Annotated in this window: 27 protein-coding genes; 12 read left to right on the forward strand and 15 right to left on the reverse strand. The window is 62.3% G+C overall.

Translation table 11 applies throughout. The features are described 5' to 3' along the window. Positions 1-81 precede the first annotated feature (81 nt). Entirely contained in the window at positions 82-822 is a 741-nt protein-coding gene (locus tag YH62_RS18670) for a cation transporter (protein ID WP_046795770.1), read from the reverse strand. Positions 823-906: 84 nt separating this feature from the next. On the opposite strand from YH62_RS18670, the gene YH62_RS18675 reads away from it, so the two are divergent. The 4 genes from YH62_RS18675 to YH62_RS18690 all read left to right on the forward strand — a co-directional run bounded on the left by YH62_RS18675 (position 907) and on the right by YH62_RS18690 (position 2676). Next, complete coding sequence (locus YH62_RS18675; RefSeq protein WP_046795771.1) at positions 907-1320, forward strand: helix-turn-helix domain-containing protein; 414 nt, start codon at positions 907-909, stop codon at positions 1318-1320. Positions 1321-1351: 31 nt separating this feature from the next. Further along, complete coding sequence (locus YH62_RS18680) at positions 1352-1648, forward strand: DUF6516 family protein (protein WP_046795772.1); 297 nt, start codon at positions 1352-1354, stop codon at positions 1646-1648. Next, a complete protein-coding gene (locus tag YH62_RS18685) occupies positions 1621-1977 on the forward strand; it encodes a transcriptional regulator (protein ID WP_046795773.1) in 357 nt (118 codons plus the stop codon). The genes YH62_RS18680 and YH62_RS18685 overlap by 28 nt, the downstream gene beginning before the upstream one ends. Before the next feature lie 210 nt (positions 1978-2187). Beyond that, on the forward strand, positions 2188-2676 hold the full coding sequence (locus YH62_RS18690) for a GNAT family N-acetyltransferase (RefSeq protein WP_046796051.1): 489 nt from the start codon (positions 2188-2190) through the stop codon (positions 2674-2676). A 13-nt stretch (positions 2677-2689) separates the two neighbouring features. On the opposite strand, the gene YH62_RS18695 is transcribed toward YH62_RS18690, so the two are convergent. The 6 genes from YH62_RS18695 to YH62_RS18720 form a co-directional block, all read right to left on the reverse strand. After that, the gene (locus YH62_RS18695; protein ID WP_046795774.1) at positions 2690-3019 is read right to left on the reverse strand and encodes a type II toxin-antitoxin system HicB family antitoxin; all 330 of its coding nucleotides are present in this window, start codon (positions 3017-3019) and stop codon (positions 2690-2692) included. Then, on the reverse strand, positions 3016-3270 hold the full coding sequence (locus YH62_RS18700; protein ID WP_046795775.1) for a type II toxin-antitoxin system HicA family toxin: 255 nt from the start codon (positions 3268-3270) through the stop codon (positions 3016-3018). The genes YH62_RS18695 and YH62_RS18700 overlap by 4 nt, the downstream gene beginning before the upstream one ends. Positions 3271-3341: 71 nt before the next feature. Next, the gene (locus YH62_RS18705; RefSeq protein WP_046795776.1) at positions 3342-4319 is read right to left on the reverse strand and encodes a cation diffusion facilitator family transporter; all 978 of its coding nucleotides are present in this window, start codon (positions 4317-4319) and stop codon (positions 3342-3344) included. Between the two features lie 75 nt (positions 4320-4394). Continuing rightward, positions 4395-5309 carry a cytochrome c gene (locus YH62_RS18710; RefSeq protein ID WP_046795777.1) on the reverse strand — a complete coding sequence of 305 codons (915 nt, stop codon included), beginning with the start codon at positions 5307-5309 and terminating at the stop codon, positions 4395-4397. Positions 5310-5381: 72 nt separating this feature from the next. Continuing rightward, complete coding sequence (locus tag YH62_RS18715; RefSeq protein ID WP_046795778.1) at positions 5382-5822, reverse strand: cytochrome c; 441 nt, start codon at positions 5820-5822, stop codon at positions 5382-5384. A gap of 140 nt (positions 5823-5962) precedes the next feature. Continuing rightward, positions 5963-6607, reverse strand: coding sequence for a LysE family translocator (locus YH62_RS18720; protein ID WP_046795779.1), 645 nt, complete (start codon positions 6605-6607; stop codon positions 5963-5965). Between the two features lie 134 nt (positions 6608-6741). Here YH62_RS18720 and YH62_RS18725 point away from each other — a divergent pair, with 134 nt between their 5' ends. Next, positions 6742-7440: a YafY family protein gene (locus tag YH62_RS18725; RefSeq protein ID WP_046795780.1), complete on the forward strand. Its 699-nt coding sequence runs from the start codon at positions 6742-6744 to the stop codon at positions 7438-7440. Between the two features lie 45 nt (positions 7441-7485). Here the strand turns inward: YH62_RS18725 and YH62_RS18730 are convergent, their stop codons facing one another. From YH62_RS18730 to YH62_RS18740, 3 genes are all read right to left on the reverse strand, one after another. Then, positions 7486-7938 (reverse strand): type II toxin-antitoxin system VapC family toxin, encoded by a 453-nt coding sequence (locus YH62_RS18730; RefSeq protein ID WP_046795781.1) that lies wholly within the window; start codon positions 7936-7938, stop codon positions 7486-7488. Next, positions 7935-8201 (reverse strand): type II toxin-antitoxin system Phd/YefM family antitoxin, encoded by a 267-nt coding sequence (locus YH62_RS18735; RefSeq protein WP_046795782.1) that lies wholly within the window; start codon positions 8199-8201, stop codon positions 7935-7937. Before YH62_RS18735 ends, YH62_RS18730 begins: the two co-directional genes overlap by 4 nt. 158 nt (positions 8202-8359) lie before the next feature. After that, entirely contained in the window at positions 8360-8962 is a 603-nt protein-coding gene (locus YH62_RS18740; RefSeq protein ID WP_046795783.1) for a superoxide dismutase, read from the reverse strand. Between the two features lie 186 nt (positions 8963-9148). On the opposite strand from YH62_RS18740, the gene YH62_RS18745 reads away from it, so the two are divergent. The 4 genes from YH62_RS18745 (at position 9149) to YH62_RS18760 (ending at position 10934) form a co-directional block, all read left to right on the forward strand. Next, positions 9149-9469, forward strand: coding sequence for a hypothetical protein (locus YH62_RS18745; protein WP_046796052.1), 321 nt, complete (start codon positions 9149-9151; stop codon positions 9467-9469). 111 nt (positions 9470-9580) lie between these two features. Continuing rightward, entirely contained in the window at positions 9581-10312 is a 732-nt protein-coding gene (locus YH62_RS18750; RefSeq protein ID WP_046796053.1) for a sulfite exporter TauE/SafE family protein, read from the forward strand. A gap of 10 nt (positions 10313-10322) precedes the next feature. Continuing rightward, on the forward strand, positions 10323-10586 hold the full coding sequence (locus tag YH62_RS18755; protein WP_046795784.1) for a YdeI/OmpD-associated family protein: 264 nt from the start codon (positions 10323-10325) through the stop codon (positions 10584-10586). 60 nt (positions 10587-10646) lie between these two features. Continuing rightward, entirely contained in the window at positions 10647-10934 is a 288-nt protein-coding gene (locus tag YH62_RS18760; protein WP_046795785.1) for a hypothetical protein, read from the forward strand. Between the two features lie 337 nt (positions 10935-11271). Here YH62_RS18760 and YH62_RS18765 read toward each other — a convergent pair whose 3' ends face one another. Then, entirely contained in the window at positions 11272-12153 is an 882-nt protein-coding gene (locus YH62_RS18765) for a branched-chain amino acid aminotransferase (protein ID WP_046795786.1), read from the reverse strand. Between the two features lie 172 nt (positions 12154-12325). On the opposite strand from YH62_RS18765, the gene tam reads away from it, so the two are divergent. Then, complete coding sequence (gene tam / locus YH62_RS18770; protein ID WP_046795787.1) at positions 12326-13096, forward strand: trans-aconitate 2-methyltransferase; 771 nt, start codon at positions 12326-12328, stop codon at positions 13094-13096. 30 nt (positions 13097-13126) lie between these two features. Here the strand turns inward: tam and YH62_RS30225 are convergent, their stop codons facing one another. Together YH62_RS30225 and YH62_RS18775 are read right to left on the reverse strand one after the other, a co-directional pair. Continuing rightward, complete coding sequence (locus YH62_RS30225; RefSeq protein WP_156176977.1) at positions 13127-13267, reverse strand: hypothetical protein; 141 nt, start codon at positions 13265-13267, stop codon at positions 13127-13129. 62 nt (positions 13268-13329) lie between these two features. Next, a complete protein-coding gene (locus YH62_RS18775; RefSeq protein WP_245282130.1) occupies positions 13330-14238 on the reverse strand; it encodes an alpha/beta hydrolase in 909 nt (302 codons plus the stop codon). A 141-nt stretch (positions 14239-14379) separates the two neighbouring features. Between YH62_RS18775 and YH62_RS18780 the strand changes: the two genes are divergently transcribed. Next, a complete protein-coding gene (locus tag YH62_RS18780) occupies positions 14380-15039 on the forward strand; it encodes a glutathione S-transferase family protein (RefSeq protein WP_046795788.1) in 660 nt (219 codons plus the stop codon). 6 nt (positions 15040-15045) lie between these two features. On the opposite strand, the gene YH62_RS18785 is transcribed toward YH62_RS18780, so the two are convergent. Next, the gene (locus YH62_RS18785; RefSeq protein WP_137326788.1) at positions 15046-15381 is read right to left on the reverse strand and encodes a hypothetical protein; all 336 of its coding nucleotides are present in this window, start codon (positions 15379-15381) and stop codon (positions 15046-15048) included. A gap of 83 nt (positions 15382-15464) precedes the next feature. Continuing rightward, positions 15465-16358, reverse strand: a complete 894-nt coding sequence (locus YH62_RS18790; protein WP_046795790.1) for a LysR family transcriptional regulator — start codon at positions 16356-16358, stop codon at positions 15465-15467. Between the two features lie 313 nt (positions 16359-16671). Here YH62_RS18790 and YH62_RS18795 point away from each other — a divergent pair, with 313 nt between their 5' ends. Further along, positions 16672-17853, forward strand: a complete 1182-nt coding sequence (locus tag YH62_RS18795) for an MFS transporter (protein ID WP_046795791.1) — start codon at positions 16672-16674, stop codon at positions 17851-17853. The last annotated feature ends 4 nt before the right edge of the window (positions 17854-17857 follow it).

Below are 17857 nucleotides of genomic sequence, written 5' to 3' on the forward strand. Positions count from 1 at the left end.
TCTTCCTTTCGGGCTGGCTGGGTCCTCAACCTATGATGCCTGCCCTTGTACCACAGCCCGCCATAGGCTCAATGCCGCGGCTCAGTGCGCGTGCTCATGTTCCTTGTGATCGTGATGGGCGGCGTGATCGTGGCCCGAGCAGCAGGCGGAATGCGCCTCGCCCACCGGCCCATGGCTATGTCCCGCATGCGCATCCAGGCTGATCGTGCCGCCGTTTTTCCATTCTGCCCAGGACTGGCGGAGGATCTGCACCGAAGAGGTGAGGAAGAGCCCAGCCATGACGCCCGCGACGATGAGATCCGGCCAGGCGGTCGCAGTACCCCAGACGCCGAGCGCAGCGATCATGACGATGACGTTGCCGATCGCGTCATTGCGCGAGCAGAGCCAGACGGAACGCACGTTGGCGTCGCCATCCTTGTAGTTCATCAGGATCAGCACGCTCGCCACGTTGGCAAGAAGCGCCAGGAAGCCGATGACGCCCATGATCGGGGCTTCCGGCACGCCCACATAGAAGACGCGGTAGACCGTGGAGCCGAAGACCCAGAGGCCCATCAGAAAGAGGCTGATGCCCTTGGCGGCGGCAGCGGTGGTGCGGACCCTTATCGAAGCGCCGATGACGGCGAGCGAAATGCCGTAGGTGACCGCGTCTGCGAAGAAATCCAGCGCATCGGCCTGCAGCGCCTGGGAGCCGGCAAGCCGGCCGGCGATCATCTCGACCAGAAAGCCCGCAGCGTTGATGGCGATGACCGCCCATAGCCGCCGCTTGTAATCGTCCGACAATCCCTCGAACGTGCCGTGATGATGGCCGCAGGATGCGCTCATAGTGTCACCTTTTCCTTGTCTGGTTTCCGGTGACGCCCTACATAATTCCTCTAGTGACTAGAGGTTCAAGAGGAAAAATCGAAAATGTTGTCGATCGGCGATCTTTCGAAGCGCACCGGCGTGAAGGTGCCGACCATCCGCTATTACGAGCAGATGGGACTGATGGGCGCGGCCGAGCGCTCTGAGGGCAACCAGCGGCGCTACGAGAGGACAGACCTCGAACGGCTGGCCTTCATCCGACATGCCCGCGATCTAGGCCTCGACATTCCGGCAATCCGCGATCTGATCGCGCTCAGCCGGCATCCCGAGATGCCCTGCGTCGACGCCGACCGGATCGCCGCCGATCACCTTTCCGCCGTGCGCGAAAAGATCGCCAAGCTCCAGAGGCTGGAACACGAGCTGGAGCGCATCATCTCCCATTGCGACGGCCATTCGATCGAGGATTGCTACGTGATCCGGGCGCTTTCGGACCATGGCTTATGCGACGGGGAACATTGACGGGGGGTCCGCGTTGTAGCAAACTCCAACAATGAAAGCGAAGCTTCTGCTGCAGAAACGCCTGGCGCTCACGGAAACCTGCTTCGCGGACATCAAGATATGGCAGGTGCCGAAACCGGTTCGCGGCAGCTTGCACGATATCAAATACAGCCTGGCACCGGTATCGGGCGAAACCTGCGTGCTGCGCTATGACAACGAAGCCGGCAAGAGAGATCACAAACATCTGGGCCGCGACGAGGTCGCCTATGCGTTTGTGAATCTGGAAAGATTGCAGGACGATTTCTGGAAGGATGTCGAGCTATGGATGAAAGACAACATCCCATCGTAACACTTGGCCTTTCCTCCATCGAGGAAACCAAACGGCAGATGGCGGCCGCCTTTCGCGGGGAGGCTCAGGGCACCCATATCGACTTTGCTTCCATCGATCTTCTCTGGAAGGTGCTGACTGTCAAACGCTGGGAAATCCTGCAAGCGATGGCAGGTCAGGGCGACATGGCCATCCGCGAAGTGGCGCGGCGGGTGGAGCGTGACGTAAAGGCCGTCCACGGCGATATCACCGCGCTGATCGCGGCAGGCATCATCGACAAGACCTCCGACGGGAAAGTGGTTTTTCCCTATGGCGGCATCAGGGTCGATTTTACGCTGAAGGCGGCGTAGAGGCGCCGTCACCAAAGCCGCTTGACAAGCCCCGTGAATGGGAGCATCACACCGGCATGATCAAGACGCGCAACATCATCTCCTGCTCGTATTTTTGGGCCTTCCTCTAAAGGGCGGCCGACAGATCATCATTGTCAACAGGCCGCCGTCAGGCGGCTTTGTTGTATGAAACGGCACCTGACGGCGACAAACCGGAAAAGGATGCCGAAAATGACCGAAGACACCGAAATCACACTTCCCCGCCCGCCGGTGGTGACCATCCGCGCCGCAAAGCCGCGCGACCTGCCCGAACTCAACGAGATGATCGGGCTTTTGGCGGCTCATCACAACGATGTGGTAGCCACGACACCCGAAACGCTGGAACGCGATCTGTTCGGTGAAATGCCGTGGATCACCGCGCTTGTCGCCGATACGGGTTCGCAGCTCATCGGCTACGCCATTCTCGTGCCGCTCTACAGAGCGCAGGAAGGCAAGCGTGGCATGGACCTGCACCATCTCTTCGTGCGCGACGGACATCGCGGCCACGGCACCGGCCAGCACCTCGTCTCCCGCGCCCGCGAAATCGCCAGGAACGCCGGCTGCGACTATCTCTCGGTCAGCGCCGCGACCGGCAATCTCGCCGCCCACCGCTTCTACGAATTCATGGATTTCGTGCCGCGGCCGGTAACCGGCATGCGCTATATGCAGGCACTGGCATGAGGCGCGGGATCATTCATCCCGTCGCCTTTGCCAGAACCTCTCCAGCCCATTCGTTGAGGCTCTTTCCCTCGAGTTCCGCAGCCTTCGCCGCACGGGCATGGACGTCCGGATCGATGCGGAACATCACCCGCCCCGAATATGGCTTGTGCGGAGGCCGGCCAAGGCGTTCACAGGTTGCAAGATAATCATCGACCGCTTCATGGAACGCCATCTTGAGGTCCGCAACATTGTCCGCATGGAAACCGATGACATCGGGTATGCCGGCAATGCGCCCAGCGAAGATTTCGTCCTCCGCATCGAATTCCACACGTGCCGAATAGCCCTTGTAGTGCAACACATTCATGGTTCTATTCCCAATTGCTTCAGGAAAAGCCGCGCATCCTTGACTTGATAGCGTTTCGCCTCCTTTTCCGGATGAGGGCGATGAAACGACGCGATCAACCCGTCCTTCTCGAAACGGACACGCGAACCGCTGCCTTCAAGGATATTGCAGCCGACAGCAAGCAAAAGGCTTTCGATATCGCTCCATTCGATCGACGGAGAAGCGGGGTCGCGAAAAATGGCGACGAGCGTCTTGCGCTGCTTGCTGTTCATGCAGGCAACCTACTTGATGCTAGCATAATTTGCAAGCATGGAACCTGATCGAACGGCACCGCCGCCTTCCTCTAATGGCCGTGCGCGTGGTGCCGTCCGGCATTCTCGGCATCATGCGCAGCGCCGACAGCATGGCCTATGGTGCGGGCGTCCTCGCCCCGGCAGCAGGTATCCGGCCGCTCCATCTCCAGGGTCGAATGGCCGATACCGAATTTTTCATGCGCCAGCATCTTCAGCCGCGCCTTGACGTCGTCGGCGCTCGCCTCGAAGCCATCGGCCAGCACGACATGCGCCTCCATGGCCGTGTACCGCTCGTCGATCGCGAAGACATGGACGTGATGAATGCTCGAGACGCCCGGTTCCGTGCCGAGCGCCTGGACCAGCGCCTGGATATCGACGCCGGAAGGCGTGCCGAGCATCAGCATGCGGATCGAGCCGCCGATCTCCGCAAAGGCCTGCCAGAGGATATAGGCGGCGATCAGCAGCGTGACGATCGGATCGACGATCCGCCAGCCATAGAAAATGATCAGCGTTCCGGCGATGATGACGCCCACCGAACCCAATGCGTCCGCGACATTGTGCAGGAAGGCGGCACGGATGTTCATGCTTTCCTTCGACAGCGCATAGGTCAGCAGCGCGGTCACGAGATCGATGACGAGCGCGACGGCGGCGATGACGACCACGATCCAGCCCTCGATCGGCTCGGGCGTGATGAAGCGCATCACCGCTTCGTAGACGAGATAGAGGCCGATCACGATCAGCGTCGTGTAGTTGATGAGGGCTGCGACGATTTCCGCCCGCACGTAACCGAAGGTCATGACCTCGTCGGACGGGCGGCGCGCGATCTTGCGGGCGGCAAACGCAATGACCAGCGAGGCCGCATCGCTGAAATTGTGAAGCGCATCGGCAATCAGCGAAAGGCTTCCCGAGACGACGCCGCCGACGATCTGGGCAACCGTCAGGAGCATGTTGACCGCGATCGCGCCGATCATCCGCTTGTCGCCGCCTTCGGCCGCGGCGTGATGGTGATGCTCGTGGCTATGGCTCATGGTGACGCCTCTCCGCCCACATGGGAGCGAAAACGTAAGGTTGCGGGCTTCGTTCCACCCGGCGGCGGCTATCGGTCAGCGTGACGGTACGGCTTTCAGATAGGCGGCGATGGCTTCGAGATCCTGTTGCGGCAAATGCGCGAGGTTGCGCTGCACGTCGGCCATCGAGCCGCCGACGGAATCATACTCAGGCGTGAAGCCCGTCTGGAAATAGTTCACCAGGTCGCTCTCGCTCCAGGAGCCGAGATCCTGGCCGCCCGGAGTGATATTGGGAATGCGCCCCTCGCCTTCCGGGTTCGGTCCGCCGGCCAGCCATTGGCCATCGAGGAAACCGCCGAGCGCGTCGCGCGGGGTATGGCATTCGCCGCAATGGCCCGGCCCTTCGACCAGGAACTGACCGCGTTTCAGCTTCTCATCGGCGGAGGCAAGCTCGACGCGCGGCTCATCGTTGAAATAGCGGTACTTCCAGGCGCCGAGCGCAAGCCGGATATTATAAGGAAAGCGCAGTTCGTGCGGCAGCGCGACATAGCTGCTTTCGGGCAGCGTGCCCAGATATCCGAAGAGATCGTTGATGTCCTGCGGGCTCATGCGGGCATAGGAGCCGTAGGGAAAGGACGGATAGAGATGCTCGCCGTTCCTGCCGACGCCGCGGGTCATGGCATTGCCGAATTCGGCGAGCGTCCAGCCGCCGATGCCGGCAGTCGGATCGGGCGATATGTTGGGAACGTGGAAGGTGCCGAAGCCGGTGGGCAGCGCCCTGCCGCCCGACATCACCTTCAACGCATCGCCCGTCGCATCCGGCGCCGCGTGACAGCTCGCGCAGCCGCCCGCCCAGAAGAGGTTTTCCCCGCGGGCGAGATCGGGCTCGCCGAGGTTCGCCCAATAGCTATCGGGATGGGGGTCCGGCCTGGTGAGCGCCCAGGCCGTGACCGCGCCCGCGACGACGATCGCCGCACCGGCAACGAAGAGCTTGGTCCATCTTGCGGCCATCATCCCTCTCCCGCTTCACATGCATAACAGCGGCCGCAAACAGGTCGCGGCCGCATTCCTAAAACCGGTGGATCAACGCTTCAGGCGATAGGTCTGATGGCAATCGCCGCAGCTCGAGCCGAGGCTCTGCATGGCGGCGCCGACGCCTGCCTGGTCGGCGGGGAAGGATGCAAGCGCCGTATCCGCCTTTTCCGCGAGCGCGAGCGCCTTGGAACGGAAATCCTCCGTGTTCTGCCAGATGGCAGGAGCCGCGGCCGAATCGACCTCGGAGCCCGCGGGAAACTGATCCGGAAATGCCTTGAGATTGGTGCTGACGGCGGTGAGCGCCGTGCGCACCGTGGCCTCGTCATAGGGCTTCTCGCCCTTGGCGATGCCGCCGAGGGCGGCCATGGCCCCGCCGACCTGTTTCATCAGCTGTTCGCGCTTTGCCTGCGGGGTTTCCTGCGCAACGGAGACGGCGGCGAAGCCAAGACAGAGTGCGGTCGCCGTGATTGCGGCAGCTTTGAACCTCATGCGGGACTCTCCATGGTTGGTTACCGGCACGAGCCGGCGAGCGATTGTTCGACGCGGGCAAGATGCCGGTTCCGGACCGGAGATAGAAGTAACAAACCGGTGATAAGCGTTGTAAAACAAGGTTGTAAAGTAAGACTTCGTCAGAACGCACCGGAAGCGTCAAGCCCTTCCCATAGCGTGATCAGCGAGACCACCACCAGCAACAGCCCGGCCACACGACCGAGCCAGACGGTGATGCCGCCGTTGCCGACCAGGAACTCCCGTGCCTTGCCGGCGGCCGCGGCGAGCCCGCCATAGACGGCGAGCTGCGTTGCCGCCGTCATCGCCGCCATGACCGCCGCCTGCGGCGCCAGCGGGCCGAAATCGGGCCGCAGGAACTGCGGATAGACCGCCAGCATGAAGAGATAAGCCTTGGGGTTCATGAGGCAGGTGACGGCGCCGCGCCGGAACGCCTCCCAGTTGGAGCGGGCATCGGCCGGGCCAACCCCTTCCACGACGATGGAGCTCTTCATCAGGCTCACGCCGATCCAGGCCATATAGGCCGCGCCGACGATGAGCAGCGGCGTGAAGAGCTTCGGCATGAGGCTCGCCAGCAGGCCGACGCCGAGCGCGCCGTAAAGCGAATGGACGAGCCCGCCCGCCATGATGCCGCCGGTGGCCGCAAGGCCGGCGGCACGGCCACGCGTGAGCGAATTCGCCAGCACGAAGATCATATCCATGCCCGGCACGACGATGATACCGAACAACAGGGTGAAGAAGAGCCAGAGGTTTTCCGTATAGGTCATGTCAGTTAGCCTTGGGTGCCGCGAGCGCCTTCCAGAAACAGGCGCCTTGTTTTTCAATCGGATATGCAGAGATATAGACGAAACCAACTGACAACGTTCTGTCAGTTGTCTGGGCCGGCAAAGAGGAAAACGACATGCGCAAGGCTTCCCGGCTGTTCGAGATTATCCAGATCCTCCGGCTTGCCCGCAAACCGGTGACGGGCGCCGAAATCGCCGACCAGCTCGAGGTGACGGTGCGCTCCATCTATCGCGACATCGCAGCACTTCAGGCCATGCGCGTGCCGATCGAGGGCGAGCGCGGCATCGGCTATATCATGCGGCCGGGTTTCACGCTGCCGCCGCTGATGCTGTCGATCGAGGAGACGGAGGCGATCGTGCTTTCGCTGGCGCTGCTGGAGCGCACCGGCGATACCGGGCTCAAGCAGGCGGCAAAACAGGTGAACCGCAAGATCGCCGCGGCCGTGCCGCCGCCGCTGGCGCGCATCTTTTCCGACAATGCCCTGCATGCCTGGGGCATAACCGCGCCGGCACCGGAAGCCATCGACCTTGCGCTGGTGCGCCGCGCGATCCGCGACGAGCGGAAACTTGCGCTCGACTACCGCGATGAATTCGGCCGCGCCACCGAAAGGACGATCCGGCCCATCGCTCTCGTCTACTACTCGCAGACCGCCAATATCGTCGCCTGGTGCGAACTCAGGCGGGCGATCCGCAACTTCCGCGCCGACCGCGTGGAACATTGCGAAGCGGTGGAGGAGTTCTTCCGCGGCGAAGGCGTGAGGCTGAGGCAGCTCTGGGTGGAAGGCTGGCAGACGGGGCCTGCGGCTGCGGGTTAGAGAGGGAGGCTGATCAGCCTTCACGGATAAAGCTAGTGTGACAAGCTATCGGCCAATGGCCAATTCATCGGGTGACCTTGCCGGAATGCCAAACGGCCGAAAATGTTTCAGGTTATGCGTGATGACGATCAGCCCGCGAATGCTCGCGGTTCCGGCGATGAGCGCATCCACCGTTCCGGGATTGTGGCCGGCCGCCGCGGCCTTTGCCTCCAGCCTGCCGGATTCTCGTGCCGTTTCGGCATCAATCGGCAAAATCCTATCCCCATAGCCGGCAATCATCCCTTGCAGGAACATCGCGATGATCGACGCTTTCGACGTCGCACCCTTCGCCTCCAGCAAGCGAATTCCCCGTTCGATTTCATGCACCGTGAGAGCAGAGAGATAGATCGCGTCCAGTTTTTCCTGCTCCTCCACCCAGTTGGCGAAGTTCGGACTGACGTTCGCCTTGGAGGGCGCGAACATGGAAACGGCATTGGTATCGAGGAGATACCCGGTCACAGATCGACCTCGCGGCCCGGCGTCGGATTTCTCGCGAAAACATCGTCGTCGAGATCGAAATCGGCCGGGAAGCTTCTGAGATATCGGGCAAGGCTCGGCCGATCCTTCCGAAGCGCGCTTCTCGCAAACTCCGCGGCTTCGACGCTGACCATCACGGCCGCCGGCCTTCCGTGGCGCGTGATCGTGACGAATTCTCCCGCGGCAGCCTGGTCGACCAGACTGGAAAATCCCGCCTTCGCATCCTTAAGGCTTACCCTTGGCATATCGCCTCGCAAAGTAGTCACAAATGACTAATATGCTGCCCATTCGTGTAATATTCAAGGGCAGGACGGCGGCCCAAAACAAAACACCCGGCCGCCGATCTGGCGCCGGATGTTTTTCAAATGATCGCGGCTCGCCCTTTCCGGACGAAATCGGAGCCTTACTTCGTGGCTGCTTCGTAGCGTTCCAGGACGTAATCCCAGTTGATCAGGTTATCCACGAAGGCTTCGAGATACTTCGGGCGGGCGTTGCGGTAGTCGATGTAATAGGAATGTTCCCATACGTCGACGCCGAGGATCGGTTCCGCGCCATGCACCAGCGGGTTCTCGCCGTTCGGGGTCTTGGAGATGGCGAGCTTGCCGTCCTTGACCGAGAGCCAGGCCCAGCCGGAGCCGAACTGCGTGGCGCCGGCTGCGAGGAAATCGGCCTTGAACTTGTCGTAGCCGCCGAGATCGGACGTGATCGCGCTTTCCAGCTTGCCCGGCAGCTTGTTGCCGCCGCCGCCCTTCTTCATCCACTTCCAGAAATGGATGTGGTTGTAGTGCTGGGCCGCGTTGTTGAAGAGGCCCTGATTGGTGCCGAAGGACTTCTTCACGACTTCCTCGACAGAAAGATCGGCCATGCCGGCCTCGGCCGCGAGCTTGTTGCCGTTGTCGACATAGGCCTTGTGATGCTTGTCGTGGTGAAATTCCAGCGTTTCCTTCGACATATAGGGCGAAAGCGCTTCGTAATCGTAGGGAAGTTCAGGAAGTTCAAAGGCCATTGTCTTACTCCTTTTCGGCAAACACCTAGGAACGGCTCGCGCGGGGACGGGCTCGTGGCGGAACATAGGTGCGGACATGGCCGGAGGCAACGGCAATCTTGCCAAAAATCCGCCTGCCGACGTCAAAGACTTGCTGGATTTCCGGTGTTGTTGGAACCTCTGATTTAAATGATTCGCGAGGCCTCCATGAAGACCGCTCTGCCGCTTTCCCTTCTCATCCTGCTTTCCGTCCAGACCGCGAAAGCATCCTCCGACGAGGCCTGGGCCGCATTCGAAAAGACGGTGGAGGAGAAATGCGTCGCCGCCGCAAGCGGTATGATCGAGAACCCGGAAGCGGCGGTCGATCCTATCGGCAGCGAGCGCTTCGGGCTTGCGATCGTCACCGGCAAGGCGGTGGGCGCCGATGCCCGCGTCAGCCATATCTGCGTGATGGACAAGCAGACCCAGGCCGTCGAACTCGGCAGCGAACTCGGCGAAGATCGCGTGACGGTGGAACTGCCGGACTGATCCTTACTCCGCGCAGGCGCGGGAACCTTTTATTCCGATCACGAATTACCTCCGGCTGGAACCCAGGTGAGGACCATAGCCAGCCAGGAGAATGGCTCGATGCTCGACTTCGTGACCACGGACTTCCTGATCTTCGTGCTGATCGGCTTTTTGGCACAGATGGTCGACGGCGCTCTCGGCCTCGCCTTCGGCGTGCTTTCCACGACGAGCCTGCTGACGATCGGGGTGCCGCCGGCGGCGGCCAGCGCCATGACCCACGTGACGGAATGCTTCACGACCGCGGCATCGGGCGTCTCGCATGCCTATCACCGCAATGTCGACTGGCGGCTCGTCGCACGGCTGGCACCTGCAGGCATGATCGGCGGCGCGATCGGCGCCTATCTGCTTTCCAACATCGACGGCGAGGCGATCGAACCTTTCGTTTCGGCCTATCTCATCGCCGTTGGGCTCTTCATCCTCTACAAGGCGTTCCGGCCGCAATGGCCGCGCGACGTGCGCGACTGGATCGTGCCCTATGTGGGCGCCGGCGGCGGCTTGCTCGACGCGATGGGCGGCGGCGGCTGGGGACCGATCGTGACGAGCACGCTGCTCGGCCGCGGCCACGACGCCAAGAAGGTGATCGGCTCCACAAACCTCACCGAATTCGGCGTGACCTCGGTGATCTCGCTGACCTTCATCCTGGCTCTCGGCTGGTCGGAACTTTCCTCCGCCATTGGCCTCATCCTCGGCGGCATTCTGGCGGCTCCGTTCGGCGCGCTCATACTCAAGCGCGTGCCGGTGAAGCCCTTGATGATCGCCGTTTCCGTCATCATCATCGGCACTGCGGCGGTGAGGCTCGTCTGAGGAGGCGGTCATGAAATCCGGCAAGGATACGGACAAGCTGAAGCGCCCGCTGAACCCCATGCCACCGGAAATCGCCGAGCGGCTGAAGGCGGCGGGGCTCGAGGCAGCCTATGATGCCCGCCCCGCCTACCAGCGCAACGACTATCTCGGCTGGATCGCCCAGGCGAAACGGGCCGACACGCGCGAAAAGCGCATCCGCCAGATGCTGGACGAACTCAAGGCCGGCAATGCCTACATGAAGATGAAGTACACCGGACCGACGGGAAGGGAGTGAGGAGGCGGCTATCGAGCCCCCGCCTCTCCGTGCTAATGTCGGCGGACAAGGAGCTTCACGATGCGCGCGAACCGTTCCATCACCATCTCGCTGCCGGAAGACATGGCTGACCTCGTGGAAAAGAAAATCGCCTCAGGCGAATTTGCCGACGAGAGCGAGGTCGTGACCGAAGGGCTGTGCTATCTCGCCGACCACGATGCGGAAATCGAGCAATGGCTGCGGGACGAAGTCGTGCCGACGATCAAGGCGCACGACGCAGACCCCAGCTGGGGCCGTACTATCGATGAAACCCGCAAAGAGCTTGACGAATACATGCGCACCCGCGATCGGCGATCAATCGGCGCATGATCTACACAGTCATCTTCGCGCTTGAAGCACGGCACGATCTGGCTAACCTGTTCGACTATCTGGCGGAACGTAAGGGCGAGGATTTCGCTCGTGCCTATGTTCAAAGGATTGTCTAGCATTGCCGCAGGTTCGATAGATTTCCCAAAAGAGGAACACCACGGGACGACATCGAACCCGGACTTCGGCTCGTAGATTACAAGCGCCGAGGAACGATCGCCTTCCGCGTTAGCGGCGATACGGTCACCATCGCCCGCTTTCTGCACGCCGGAAGAAGTTTAGGCGGAGCTGTTGAAGTCAGTGAAGAGGACGACGCATAGCGTCGCCCTCCTCTGAAATCTCAGCCGCGCGCGGTCGAGCGGGCCCAGTCCATGTAGAGTTCCAGCGCCTTGCGGGCGACCGGGCCTTCCTGGAATTCGCGATCGTCCAGGCGGTTGATCGCCACGATCTTGGAATAGTTGCCGGAGGTGAAGACCTCGTCGGCTTCCAGGAAATCCTGCACGGTGAGCGTCGCCTCGCGCACGTCAAAGCCCGCCTGGCGCAGAAGGCCCATCACACGGGCGCGGGTGATGCCGGCGAGGAAGGTGCCGTTGGCGACCGGGGTCAGGACGACGCCGTCCTTGACCATGAAGACGTTCGAGGAAGCGGTTTCGGCCACATTGCCGTTCATGTCGCGGGCGAGCGCGTTGTCGAAGCCGCGCGAGCGGGCCTCGATGATCATGCGGCCGCTGTTCGGATAAAGGCTGCCGGTCTTGGCGCCCGTCATGGCGACTTCCGGCGAGGGGCGGCGGAAGGGCGAAACCGTTAGCGAACCTGCCTTGGCCGAATTCATCGGAGCCTCGAACAGGCAAAGCGCGAAGCGGGTGGATTCCGGATCGGCGGCCACGACGCTGTAGGACGTGCCGTGCTCGGCCCAGTACATGGGCTTGATGTAGATCGCGGTCTTGCCGTCGAACTTCTTCACGCCTTCCCAGGCGAGCGCTTCGATATCCTCAGCCGGGACGACGGGCTTCAGGCCCATGTTGAGCGCCGAACGGTTGATGCGCTGGCAATGCAGGTCGAGATCCGGAGCAATGCCGTCGAACCAGCGCGCGCCATCGAACACCGTCGAACCAAGCCACATGGCATGCGAGGTGGGGCCGATCAGCGGAGGATTGCCCGAGTGCCACTCGCCATCCACGAAAGTCCAGGTGGCGCTGCGGGGGGTGGTATCGACGGGCATTACGGGTCTCCTTGGCTCTTCCAAATTTCGCCGCGAGTGAAGGCCCGGCCTCGTTCGCAGGTCAAGCGATAATTGGAAATGAGTCATCACAAAAATTGATAAATTCGACCATGGAGCGCTTATGCGAGGAGTGGCATGTTCCACGCGGTCGCAATGTCACGGAGTCGCGAAAATGGTCTGGTCGGCGGAGCAATACGTGAAATTCGAGGACGAGCGGACGCGGCCGGCGCGCGATCTGCTTGCCCAGGTGTCACTCGGTTCGGCAAGCCGCGCCTATGATCTCGGCTGCGGGCCGGCCAATTCCACCGAACTTCTGGCGGAGCGCTTCGGCGCCGCCAACGTCATCGGTCTCGACAGCGACGACAACATGCTGGCGGCGGCGGCAAAACGGCTGCCCGAGAGCCGCTTCATCAAGGCCGATCTCGCCACATGGGTGCCGGAGGAACCGGCGGACCTGCTTTATGCGAACGCGGTGTTCCAGTGGGTGCCGGATCACCTTTCGGTGCTCGCCCGGCTGATGGATCACCTGCGGCCCGGCGGGGTGCTGGCCGTGCAGATGCCGGACAATCTTTCCGAACCCAGCCACACGCTGATGGAGGAAGCGGGAGCGGCCGGCCCCTGGGCGCCGGCTTTCGAGGGCGGCAGGATCAGGCGCGCGCCCCTGCCCCCGCCATCCGCCTATTACGACCGGCTGATGCCGAAGGCGGCCCGCGTCGATCTCTGGCATACCATCTATTATCACCCGCTCGCCGATGCGGCGGCGATCGTCGAATGGGTCAAGGCAACGGGCCTCAGGCCTTATCTCGATGCCGCCGGCCCGGACCACGCTGAGGCCTTCACGGCGGACTACACGGCCCGCATCGCGCGCGCCTATCCGCCGATGGCGGACGGCCGGGTGTTGCTGCGCTTTCCCCGGCTCTTCATCACCGCGGTGAAAGCCTGAACCAGCAAAGGATTGCGTAACGGGTAGTCGCTAACGGGACTCAGGATCGGCATCGGCGCTGCTGGTAAGCTCGCCATTGGCCGGCTCGTCCCTCGGCGAACGCAGAACGAGGATGCTGAGGACGAGAGCGATCAGCACCACGAAAATCCCCGGCATGATAAATCGCATCATGGCTCCTCCATTGCGGGGGAAGCAACCCGTCTGCAACGAAAAGGTTCCACACCACTTTCCCCTCAACCGCGCATGGAAGCTGCCGGCAGAACCCGGCCGAGGAAATCGCGCAGCAGCGGAACGACCTCTTCCAGATGGGTTTCCAGCAGCCAATGGCCGCCGGTCTCGAAGAGGTGAAGCTCGGCATCCGGCAGGTCGCGGAGATAAGCGCGCGCGGATTTCTCCGGCATGTAGCCGTCGCGCGGGCCCCAGACGATGAGCGCCGGCGGCCGGTGTTCCCTCAGATAGGCCTGGTAGCGCGGAAACCACGCGACGTTTTCCCGCAAGCCGGCTATGACATCGATCGCGATCTGCCGGCGCTTCTCGTCCATCAGCGACCAGTGGAGCTGCCATAGATCGGGCGAGATGCGCTCGGCGACATCGGCATCCACCTCGTTCAGGAACTCTTCCCTGAAGCCTTCCTCGCTCACGGCCGTAGCGATCTTCTCGCGCCCCTCCGGCGTCGGATTACGCCAATATTCCTTGAGGCCCTCATATTTCGGCCCCAGCGCATCCTCGTAGATGTCGCCGTTCTGGATGATGACGGCTTCGATACATTCGGGATGCCGGATCGCCAGTCTGAGGCCGATCTGCGAGCCGAAGTCGTGCAGGTAGATGGCGAAACGGCTCGCTCCGAGCTTTTGCGCGAAAGCATGGAGAAATTCGGCATAACCATCGAAATCATAAGAGAACCCGCCGGGCGCATCGCTATATCCGCAGCCCGGAAAATCCGGAGCAAGAAGCCGCCAGCGATCGGCAAGCGCCGGCATCAATTCCCTGAATTCATAGGAAGAGCAGGGATAGCCGTGCGGCAGAAGCAGCACGGGAGCATTCTCCGCACCCGCTTCGCGGTAGAATATATTCATGCCGTCGAGATCGAGCCATTTATGGCGAACCCGTTTCTCGTCGAGATGCGTGGCCATCGCTTGCATGAGCGTTCTCCGTAGGCATTGAGAATAAGCCCTCAAAACCGCGGAGGCGCCTGAATCGATCCGAGGGAAATAAACCGATTGCAAAACAGGATCAGTTAATCAATACTGATTTCAAAATGAAACTGGTTTGGAGGTTTACCCATGCGCCCGATGCTCTACGCCCACCCGTTCTCTTCCTATTGCCAGAAGACGCTCACCGCCCTCTACGAGAACGATATCGCTTTCGAATACCGCATGCTGAGCCCGGACGACCCTTCGGCCTACGAGGAGCTTTGCGCGATCTGGCCGGTCAAGCGCTTTCCGATCCTCAAGGACCGCGGCAGGCAGATCTTCGAGTCTTCCATCATCATCGAATATCTGCAGCAGCATTATCCGGGGCCGGTGAGGCTGATCCCCGACGACCCCGATCTGGCGCTCGAGGTGAGGATGCTCGACCGCTTCTTCGACAATTACATCTCCACCCCACAGCAGAGGATCGTCTTCAATGCGATCCGCCCCGAGGACAAGCGGGATCCTTACGGCGTTCAGGAGGCACGCGATATGCTGGAGGCCGCCTATGGCTGGCTGGACGAGCGCATGGGAACCCGGGAATGGGCGGCCGGCGACGGCTTCAGCCTCGCCGACTGCGCCGCCGCGCCCTTCCTCTTTTATGCCGATTGGACGCATGAGATCGACGGCAGGTTCGCCAATGTGCGGGCCTATCGCAAGCGGCTGCTCGCCCGCCCCTCGTTTGCGCGGGCGGTCGACGAGGCCCGGCCCTACCGGCCGCTCTTCCCGCTCGGCGCACCGGACCGGGATTAAGGCTGGTTAGAAGCTGCTGTCGGTCGCCACCGCATGGCCGTTCATGGCGGCCCATATCATTCGCACCTCCCGGCGCAGGACCGCGCTGGGACGCACGCCGCCGCTCGAATAGTTGCGGTATTTTTCCCGGTAGGCTTCAATGAAGACCGCCACCGCCTCGATCACATCGTTGTGCTGGTCGATCTTGCGACGCAGTTCTTCCCTCTCCGAATGGAGGTTTTCCAGGCTCTGGATCAATAGCCGCAGATCTTCCATGGGTATCGTGAGATGCGGCAGCTCGGCGGTTGCGGCATCCACGTCGGCCCGAATGCGGGCAAGGACGTCATTAAATCGTTCGGACATGATCAGATTCTCCATGCCTATGAATTTGTGGAAGAAATTGTCCAAACCATGGCATGAATGCGGCAGGTTCGCCACGTTCGCCATCAAAGCCGCTCCGCCAGGAATTCGATGAATGCGCGGATGCGCACGGCGAGATGTTCGTGGCCGGCATAGACGGCGTGCATCTCCTCCATGTCGCCGGGATTATAATCCTCCAGCACCGGCACGAGGCGTCCCGCCTCAAGGTCCGGCTCCACATGGAAACGCCCGACACGGCCGATCCCCAGCCCGGCAAGGCAGAACTGCCGGATGATTGAGCCGCTGCTCGCCTTCAGGCTTCCCGCCACCGGGCGGACTTCCGCCCTGCCCGTCACCGGATCACGAAAAGGCCAGCCTTCGACCGCTCTTCTAAAATTGAAGTTGATGCAATTGTGATGAATGAGTTCGTCCGGCGTCTTCGGCGTGCCGTGCCTTTTCAGGTATTCGGGCGAGGCCATGACCACCTGGCTGCTTTCGGCCAGCTTTTTCGCCATCAGCGACGAATCGCGCATGGGGCCGTGGCGGATGGCGATATCCACCCGCTCGCCGATCACGTCCACGATGTCGTCGGTCAGCGTGACGTCGAGCTGGACATCCGGAAAGAGCGTCAGAAATTCACCCGCCAGCGGAAGGATGTAGCGCTCGCCGAAGCCGACCGAGGCGTTGACGGAGAGCGGCCCGCGCGGAAGCATGCGCCCTCCCCCCGAAACGACCGCCTCCGTATCGGCGATCTCGGCGAGGATGCGCTGCGCCCGCGCCAGATAGGTCTCGCCTTCCGGCGTCAGTTGCAGCGTACGGGTGGAGCGCACGACAAGGCGCGTGCCGAGCCGGTTCTCGAGCCGGGTGACGAGCTTGCTGACCGCCGAGGGCGAGAGCTTGAGCCTGCGCCCCGCGGCCGAGAAGCTCCTGAGCTCCGCCGCGAGCGTGAAGACTTCCATTTCCCCAACGCGATTGTCCATCGTTGCTTCTCTTTCGCTCCAACGGTCACGAGATGCAATGTGGCGCGGCGAGCTTAACCCTCCCCCTTGTGGGGAGGGTGGCCGGCAGGCGGGAGGGGTCTTTCTCCACTCGAAGGAAGATCCCCTCCCCAACCCCTCCCCACAAGGAGGAGGGGCTCCACGCATCGCGTCCTGCATCCTCACCTGTGACTTCACTTCACAAATGATTATCCGCTTGTGTCGCTACACAGGCAAGTGCCGCGCGACGATATTCCCGTCATCCTTCCAAGGACATCATCCTCCATCCCTCCTCCCAAGGATTAGGAACACAAACATGCCACTCGCTCTCTATGCCCTGACGGCCGGGGCCTTCGGGATCGGCGTCACCGAATTCGTCATCATGGGTCTGCTCATCGACGTCAGCAAAGATCTCGGCGTCTCGATCCCGGCGGCCGGCCTGTTGATCTCCGGTTATGCGCTGGGCGTCGTCGTCGGCGCGCCCCTCCTCGGCGCGATCTCCGGCAAATGGTCGCGCAAGACCCTGCTGATGAGCCTGATGGTGGTCTTCACCATCGGCAATCTCGCCTGTGCGCTGGCGCCCGACTACTGGACGCTGATGGCGGCGCGCGTGCTCACCGCGTTTGCGCATGCCTCCTTCTTCGGCGTCGGCTCGGTCGTCGCCACCAGCCTCGTCGCTCCCAACAGACAAGCTTCGGCCATTGCCATCATGTTCACGGGGCTTACCGTCGCCAATATCCTCGGCGTCCCGTTCGGCACCTGGCTCGGCCAGGCCTTCGGCTGGCGCTCGACCTTCTGGGCCGTCACCGCGATTGGCATCATCGCGCTTGCAGTGATCGCGCTGCTCGTTCCCAGGGACAATGCCGCGGACCAGCAGGAAGAGGGTTCGCAGGGCGTGCTTGCCGTGCTCGGCCGCCGCTCCGTGCTGCTCGGGCTGCTGACCACAGTGCTCTCCTGGGTGGGCGTATTCGCCGGCTTCACCTATATCGCGCCGATCCTGACCGAGATCACCGGGTTCTCCGAATCCGCCGTCTCGCCCATCCTGCTCGTCTTCGGCGGCGGGCTCGTCGTCGGCAACCTGCTCGGCGGGCGTCTGGCGGACCGCAAACTGGTGCCCACCGTCATCGGCAGTCTGATCGCGCTTTCGGTCGCGCTGCTCGCCCTGACCTTCGCCATCCACCAGCAGGTCGCCGCGGTGATCGCGATCGGTCTCTTCGGGGCAGCCGCCTTCGCGACCGTATCGCCGCTGCAGATGTGGGTGCTGGAAAAGGCGGAAGGCGCCGGCCAGGGACTGGCCTCCTCCTTCAACATCGCCGCCTTCAACCTCGGCAACGCCATCGGCGCCTGGCTCGGCGGCGTCATCATCGACAGCGGTCTCGGCCTCGGCTCGGTCACGCTCGTCGCCGGCCTGGTGCCGATCGCCGCCCTTGCGGTCGCGCTGATCGCGATCCGGCTGGATGGCTCCCGCCCTGCCCTGCAGGCAAGCCCGGCGGAATGATAAG

Origin of the sequence: Rhizobium sp. LC145 (assembly GCF_001005825.1) — a bacterium.
Lineage (GTDB): Bacteria > Pseudomonadota > Alphaproteobacteria > Rhizobiales > Rhizobiaceae > Neorhizobium.

Coding starts and splice junctions, on each gene's coding strand:
- YH62_RS18780 (WP_046795788.1), top strand. CDS start 14,380: ATGCGCCCGATGCTCTACGCCCACCCGTTCTCTTCCTATTGCCAGAAG.
- YH62_RS30225 (WP_156176977.1), bottom strand. CDS start 13,267: ATGATGCGATTTATCATGCCGGGGATTTTCGTGGTGCTGATCGCTCTC.
- YH62_RS18755 (WP_046795784.1), top strand. CDS start 10,323: ATGAAATCCGGCAAGGATACGGACAAGCTGAAGCGCCCGCTGAACCCC.
- YH62_RS18785 (WP_137326788.1), bottom strand. CDS start 15,381: ATGTCCGAACGATTTAATGACGTCCTTGCCCGCATTCGGGCCGACGTG.
- YH62_RS18720 (WP_046795779.1), bottom strand. CDS start 6,607: ATGACCTATACGGAAAACCTCTGGCTCTTCTTCACCCTGTTGTTCGGT.
- YH62_RS18705 (WP_046795776.1), bottom strand. CDS start 4,319: ATGAGCCATAGCCACGAGCATCACCATCACGCCGCGGCCGAAGGCGGC.
- YH62_RS18680 (WP_046795772.1), top strand. CDS start 1,352: ATGAAAGCGAAGCTTCTGCTGCAGAAACGCCTGGCGCTCACGGAAACC.
- YH62_RS18685 (WP_046795773.1), top strand. CDS start 1,621: ATGGATGAAAGACAACATCCCATCGTAACACTTGGCCTTTCCTCCATC.
- YH62_RS18710 (WP_046795777.1), bottom strand. CDS start 5,309: ATGGCCGCAAGATGGACCAAGCTCTTCGTTGCCGGTGCGGCGATCGTC.
- YH62_RS18725 (WP_046795780.1), top strand. CDS start 6,742: ATGCGCAAGGCTTCCCGGCTGTTCGAGATTATCCAGATCCTCCGGCTT.
- YH62_RS18790 (WP_046795790.1), bottom strand. CDS start 16,358: ATGGACAATCGCGTTGGGGAAATGGAAGTCTTCACGCTCGCGGCGGAG.
- YH62_RS18740 (WP_046795783.1), bottom strand. CDS start 8,962: ATGGCCTTTGAACTTCCTGAACTTCCCTACGATTACGAAGCGCTTTCG.
- YH62_RS18795 (WP_046795791.1), top strand. CDS start 16,672: ATGCCACTCGCTCTCTATGCCCTGACGGCCGGGGCCTTCGGGATCGGC.
- YH62_RS18745 (WP_046796052.1), top strand. CDS start 9,149: ATGAAGACCGCTCTGCCGCTTTCCCTTCTCATCCTGCTTTCCGTCCAG.
- YH62_RS18760 (WP_046795785.1), top strand. CDS start 10,647: ATGCGCGCGAACCGTTCCATCACCATCTCGCTGCCGGAAGACATGGCT.
- YH62_RS18715 (WP_046795778.1), bottom strand. CDS start 5,822: ATGAGGTTCAAAGCTGCCGCAATCACGGCGACCGCACTCTGTCTTGGC.
- YH62_RS18735 (WP_046795782.1), bottom strand. CDS start 8,201: ATGCCAAGGGTAAGCCTTAAGGATGCGAAGGCGGGATTTTCCAGTCTG.
- YH62_RS18695 (WP_046795774.1), bottom strand. CDS start 3,019: ATGAATGTGTTGCACTACAAGGGCTATTCGGCACGTGTGGAATTCGAT.
- YH62_RS18690 (WP_046796051.1), top strand. CDS start 2,188: ATGACCGAAGACACCGAAATCACACTTCCCCGCCCGCCGGTGGTGACC.
- tam (WP_046795787.1), top strand. CDS start 12,326: ATGGTCTGGTCGGCGGAGCAATACGTGAAATTCGAGGACGAGCGGACG.
- YH62_RS18700 (WP_046795775.1), bottom strand. CDS start 3,270: ATGAACAGCAAGCAGCGCAAGACGCTCGTCGCCATTTTTCGCGACCCC.
- YH62_RS18670 (WP_046795770.1), bottom strand. CDS start 822: ATGAGCGCATCCTGCGGCCATCATCACGGCACGTTCGAGGGATTGTCG.
- YH62_RS18675 (WP_046795771.1), top strand. CDS start 907: ATGTTGTCGATCGGCGATCTTTCGAAGCGCACCGGCGTGAAGGTGCCG.
- YH62_RS18765 (WP_046795786.1), bottom strand. CDS start 12,153: ATGCCCGTCGATACCACCCCCCGCAGCGCCACCTGGACTTTCGTGGAT.
- YH62_RS18775 (WP_245282130.1), bottom strand. CDS start 14,238: ATGCAAGCGATGGCCACGCATCTCGACGAGAAACGGGTTCGCCATAAA.